General features: G+C 74.3%; 2 protein-coding genes and 1 pseudogene. 2 read left to right on the plus strand and 1 reads right to left on the minus strand.

The window, feature by feature from the left end:
• Together HW445_RS28635 and HW445_RS28640 are read left to right on the plus strand one after the other, a co-directional pair.
• Positions 1-628: pseudogene (locus tag HW445_RS28635) on the plus strand (hypothetical protein); the annotation flags it as partial.
• A gap of 49 nt (positions 629-677) precedes the next feature.
• A complete protein-coding gene (locus HW445_RS28640) occupies positions 678-1,298 on the plus strand; it encodes an L-threonylcarbamoyladenylate synthase (protein WP_180223751.1) in 621 nt (206 codons plus the stop codon).
• 81 nt (positions 1,299-1,379) lie between these two features.
• Here the strand turns inward: HW445_RS28640 and HW445_RS28645 are convergent.
• Positions 1,380-2,001 (minus strand): TauD/TfdA family dioxygenase (locus tag HW445_RS28645; protein ID WP_180223752.1); only part of this gene is annotated, 622 nt, incomplete at its 5' end.

A 2,001-nucleotide genomic window follows, 5' to 3' on the forward strand; every position in this document is an offset into this window, starting at 1 on the left:
CCGCGGCCTGCGCCCCCTGGTGCGCCGGCTCCCGGCCGGGCTGCGGCACCGGGTGGTCGAGCACCGGGCCGCCCCGGACCAGTACCGCGCGGTGAACTGGGCGCTCAAGGACCACGGCATCGAGGTGCCCCGCGGCGGCGCCGTGGTCCTGCCCGGCGAGCCGGCCCGCCCCGGCTACGACCGCCCGGACTTCATGGTGCGCAGCGTCTTCCTCGACGGCTCGGAGCCCACCGCGCTCATCGACGTGCTGCACCGGTTCGCGGCCCTGCCCGCCCCGCTCCCCGAGGGGGCCGCCGAGGGCGTGCGGGTGATGCGCGAGCAGTGGCACCTGGTGACCCTCCAGGAGCGGCTGGCGCACGCCGAGCGGCTGGTCGTGATGTACAAGGAGGCACTGGAGGCCATGACCCGCTCCCGGGACCTCTACCGGGAGGCGGCCGAGCAGGCCCACGAGGCGCTGACCGCGCTCCGCGCCTCGGCGGGGCCGGCCGCGCTGCCCGCCCCGCACCCGGAGGACCCGGCGGAGGGGGAGCGGACCTCCTCGCAGGGCTCCGGCTTCTCCCTGCGCCAGTTGACGCGGTCGCTGGAACGGATGAAGGACGCCGGGAAGGCGCGTCGCGAACGCCCGTAGACCCCCGAACCGGTCCCCCACCCCGGGGGACCGGCCCTAAGCTCGTCGAATGGCCAAGTACTACGACGTTCACCCCGACAACCCCCAGCCGCGCACGATCGCCCAGGTGGCGCAGAGCCTCCGGGAGGACGCGCTGATCGTCTACCCCACCGACTCCTGTTTCGCGCTGGGATGCCGGACGGGCAGCAAGGACGGCGTCGACCGGATCCGGGCGATCCGCCAGCTGGACGACCGGCATCACTTCACTCTCGTCTGCCGCGACTTCGCCCAGCTCGGCCAGTACGCGCAGATCGACAACGACGTGTTCCGGACGGTAAAGGCGGCGACGCCGGGCCAGTACACCTTCATCCTTCCGGCCACCCGCGAGGTGCCCAGGAAGCTGGCCCACCCCAAGAAGCGGACCGTGGGCGTGCGGATCCCCGAACACCCGGTGGTCCGGGCGCTGCTGGAGGAGCTGGAGGAGCCGCTGCTCTCCAGCACGCTGCTCCTGCCGGGGGACGAGGAGCCGATGACCATCGGCTGGGAGATCAAGGAACGGCTCGACCACGTGGTCGACGCGGTCCTCGACTCCGGCGAGTGCGGGACCACGCCGACCACGGTCGTCGACTTCTCCGAGGGAGCGCCCGAGATCGTCCGCCGGGGCGCGGGCGACCCGACGCCGTTCGAGTAGCAGGGGGCCCGGCCGGCCGCCGGCGCCGATCGCCGGCGGCCGCCGCTTCCGGAGGCGGCACGCCCGGCGGCGCGGGACCTCTCACCACACTCCCGGCCGGCTCCCCGTCAGGGCTTCGGAGGCGCGGCCGTCGACGCCCACCGGGACCTCCCCGGCCAGCATCACCCGGTGCATGATCCGCGGCGCGCCCGACACCGTGTGGTCGCTCGGCGCGAGGTGGATCGTCGAATGGTTGTCCCAGAAGGCCACACTGCCCGGCTCCCAGCGGAACCGGACCGTGTACTCGGGGCGGACCGCCTGCTCCAGCAGCATCTCCAGGACGCGGGCGCTCTCCGCCCGGGACAGCTCCTGGATCCGCTCCAGGTAGTAGCCGTTGACGAACAGCGACCGCTCGCCGGACTCGGGATGGACCCGGACCAGCGGATGCACCGTCGCCACCTGACGGCCGAGCAGATGGCGGACGTAGGCGTCCTCACCGGGCCGCGGCTGATAGCCCACGCCGAGCCGGTGCTCCGCGCGCAGCCCGTCGGCGAACGCCCGCACCGGCGCGGACAGGCCCGCGTAGGCGGCGGCCAGGTTCGACCAGGTGGTGTCACCGCCGTACGGCGGTACCTCCTCCGCGCGCAGGATCGTCGCGGCGGGCGGGTCGACGCGGGCCCCGTGGTCGCAGTGCCAGCCGCGGAGCAGGCTGTGCCGGCGCCGC

Origin of the sequence: Streptomyces sp. UH6, assembly GCF_013421635.1 — a bacterium.
In the GTDB taxonomy this organism is placed as follows: Bacteria; Actinomycetota; Actinomycetes; order Streptomycetales; family Streptomycetaceae; genus Streptomyces; species Streptomyces abyssomicinicus.